3 protein-coding genes are annotated in these 3,361 nt (G+C 67.2%); all 3 read right to left on the reverse strand.

Translation table 11 applies throughout. The features are described 5' to 3' along the window. Positions 1-711 (reverse strand): ATP-binding cassette domain-containing protein (locus ACI2LP_RS34005; RefSeq protein ID WP_404728397.1); only part of this gene is annotated, 711 nt, incomplete at its 3' end. Positions 712-1,046: 335 nt separating this feature from the next. Then, positions 1,047-1,598, reverse strand: a complete 552-nt coding sequence (locus ACI2LP_RS34010; RefSeq protein ID WP_404728398.1) for a YceI family protein — start codon at positions 1,596-1,598, stop codon at positions 1,047-1,049. Between the two features lie 595 nt (positions 1,599-2,193). After that, positions 2,194-2,871 carry a DNA polymerase beta superfamily protein gene (locus tag ACI2LP_RS34015; protein WP_404728399.1) on the reverse strand — a complete coding sequence of 226 codons (678 nt, stop codon included), beginning with the start codon at positions 2,869-2,871 and terminating at the stop codon, positions 2,194-2,196. Positions 2,872-3,361: the final 490 nt, after the last annotated feature.

The raw sequence follows: 3,361 nt of genomic DNA on the forward strand, positions 1-3,361 counted from the left end.
GTACCGGAGCGCGCTCCGTACAGTGAGCTGCAGATGGAGAATGTCGTGCTGGGGGACGATGCCGATGCGCTGACGCAGTTCAGCGAACCGCTCGTGGAGGTTGTGGTTCTCGTAGAGCACCTCGCCTCTTACGTCCCGCTGGTGACCGGTCAGGGCGCGCAGCAAGGTGGACTTCCCAGAACCGGACGGTCCGATCACCGCGACCAGAGCCTTCGGCGGCACCGCGAAACTCACCTTGTTCAGCAACGTTCTCCTGCTCTTGCCGCACTTGACCTTGACGGTGAGCCGACGGGCGATCAGCGTGGCGGCCCGGGCGGCCTGTCCATGGGAGCGGGGGGCGGTGGGTTGACTGTCCCGGTGTGCTTCTGGCGGAGCGACGCCGCCCTTGATGTGACCGTTGTGCTGGTGCGTCGGCGCACTGAAGCGAAGCTGCGGACCATCGGCTCCACCGCCGAGGCTGGTTACAGCACCGTGGGTGATGTCTGCCAGACGCATGCACCGACCGTTGGTGTATGTGCCGTTGGTGCTGTCCAGATCCTGCAGGACCCAGCTCTTTCCGTTCCAGTAGATTCGGGCGTGCCGCCACGAAACGATAGGCTCCTGGAATTCCATGTCCGACTGAGGATCGCGACCCAGCACGTACGTCCTGGCAGGATCGAGTCTCCTGGCGGTCCCGTTGAATTCCATCGAGAGCTCTATTCCGTGCTCCACGATTGTTGTCTCCTGACAGTCGTCTACTCCTGCTGAGCACGCCGGCGACGATCGCGGCATCGGCCGACACGGGCGGCCTCGGCCGGATCGCCGCCCACTGCGCCTGCCCGAGGCGGCGCGGCAGGCTTGCTCGCGCCGCCGGTGCGGACGCGGGTCGGCAGCGCCGGAGTGCCGTCATCGACTGCGCCGGCCGCCGTCCGTCGGAATGCAGGGCGGCTGTCACGCCCGGCGGTTATCCACCCGCTGCCCGCGGACTGGTGCGTCCGGCCGCCGGCTGCCAGCAAAGGACGGAGGGAATACTCCAACCATCCGTGCCGGCCTCACTGGCCGCCGTATCAGTGATCCTTGACCGCCTGGATCTCCAGCTCCAGCATGACGGTGTCACCAATCAGTGCGCGTCTTCCAGCCACGGGCGCATGGCCCGTCACGCCGAACTCGGATCGGCGGATCCGGGTGTAGGCCCGGAATCCGGCCCTGGTCCTGCCCGACCCGTCGGTGTCCACACCGAGCAGGAACAGCTCGAGGGTTACCCGCCGGACCTGGCCCCGGATGGCCAGCGCCCCTTCGACGAGGTACCGGCCGTCCTTTGCGCGGATGCGAGCAGACGTGAAGTACGCCGTCGGGTGGTTGTCACTGTCGAGGAAATCGGTGGCGCGCAGGTGCTTGTCCCGCACGGAGTTGCGGGTGTCGACCGACGCGGTGTCGATCTCTGCCCGCACGCTGGACCACAGAGGGTTGTCCCCGACCGTGATGGTCCCGCAGAACCGCGTGAATGCGCCGCGCAGCCGGGTCATGAGGTGGCGTACGCAGAAGCCGACCTCGGAGTGGTCAGGGTCGATCTGCCAGACGCCGGTGAGCTGGTCAAGATCGACTGGAGTTGCGAGCATGGTGCTCTCCAAGAGGACGCTTGGGACCATCGGGTTCCCCAGGGTGCGTGGTTTGCGGCGGTCACTAGGGAGGACTGTGTCCGGTGGCGACCATCCCGCTACTTGGCCAACGCTTTACCAAGTCGACCCGTGCGGCGCCGAGTTGACGGGGTGCGCTGCCCGCCTCCGACGGCAGGGGTTCGAAGACCCTGAGGATGCGGCTCACCACTCCTGCCGCACTGCGTGCCGTTGACCGCTTCGTCCTGCGCACCAAGAGCATCCGGTCCGCGTGTACTTCGGGGCCCTGGCCCAGCGGCTGGGCCTCCGCTTCGACTCCCCGTCGTCGAATGGGGCATCTTCACAGGAGGCCCGATCGCTGCCGACCCGCAGGACCGGTGCGGATCCGCTCCCTCAGGTCCCTCTTTGTTCGCGATGGGGCGAACCCGGTGCGGGAGAAGGGCAGAGCTTCGCGCACGGCCAGGGAAGTTCACGGCCGTAGGTCTTGTAGTACCCCAACCGCGGCCGCCCCGGCGGCCGGGCAGTGAGCCGCAACTCCGAGCCGCTCCCGCCGGTTCAGCGGGTGGACCAAGGCCCGTCCGCAGTGCGGCCCCGCCGCTCAGGGTGTGAAGTGCGCGGTGCGGACACGGTGCAGCCATGCCTCCACGGGAGCCTCGTCCGGCTGGTCCGGCAGGACGCTCTTGGTCCCGTCGAACCGTTCCTCGAAGCGCTGCAGGAGAGGAAGTGCCGCCATCGTGTCCGCCGCGACCTGATCGCCGAAGGCGTGGTAGGCCTCAGGGTCCTGGACGCGGACGTTGAGCCGGCCGGTGGCGTACAGCTCGAAGCCCTGGTGGCACAGGCGCATGAGGTGCCGGGCGTGCTTTGCGGTCCGCTTGCGGGTGTCCGCCGAAGAGGATCCGTTGCCCCGGTCGTACAGCCGCTTGAACTGCTGGGTGGCATAGCCGAGGTAGGCGTCACGGACGCGCTTGGCGGACAGCAGGGAACTTCGCAGCTCGATCAGTTCGTCACCCAAGGCAGTGCGCACTTCGTAGAGGTCGTCGGGAAGCCAGACGAGTTCCGTGACCGTGGGATTGCCGCGCAGGGCGAGGTGGCACCACTTCGCTGCCTCGTGCAGGGTCCGGTCCGGCGCCGTGGTGACACGGGACTCGGCCGGGCGGTGCAGGCCGTGGAGTGCGGCCGTGTCCACAGCGAACAGACCGAGACGGTCGACGTCGGATCCCGGCCCGGCCAGTCCGTAAGCGGTGGAACCGACTATCCCTGACAGAAGTACGTTCATGGTGCGGTGTCTCCGGTCAGGACGAGTGCGGGCGCAGTGAACGCTACGGCAACAGCCCAGCACGACTCCACGGTATTTCGGCACGACCCCTCTCGTCCGCGACGCGCACCCCGACTGAAGTCCTCACCGCCATCCCCCAGTACCACCCCATCTGGACCAGCGTCAGCGTCGACGACCTCCTATGGATCGACGACCTGGCCTGCCACGGCAACTTCCGCCAATGGGCCAAGGTCACCTACCTCCTCCAAGAAGCCATGACCACCCCGCCCTACCCCGCCTACAGCCGAGACCTCGTACGCGCCGTCTTCAGCAGACTCGACCCCACCAGCCGACACACCACCTGACCCCGCCACCCCATGCGGCCGCGGGACTGCAAATCGTATCGGTGTAGCTCCCGATCATGGAGGATGCATCGATGACCAGTGATGACGTGACCAAGGCGAGGGTTGCCTTGGCGAGCTCGGTGTGCCCGGATCCGACGAGACCGTAG

This window comes from Streptomyces sp. NPDC019890, from assembly GCF_044903445.1.
GTDB lineage: Bacteria > Actinomycetota > Actinomycetes > Streptomycetales > Streptomycetaceae > Streptomyces.

Bases quoted from the DNA above. Each gene is read 5' to 3' on its own strand.
- ACI2LP_RS34010 (WP_404728398.1), bottom strand. From the start codon at position 1,598: ATGCTCGCAACTCCAGTCGATCTTGACCAGCTCACCGGCGTCTGGCAG.
- ACI2LP_RS34015 (WP_404728399.1), bottom strand. From the start codon at position 2,871: ATGAACGTACTTCTGTCAGGGATAGTCGGTTCCACCGCTTACGGACTG.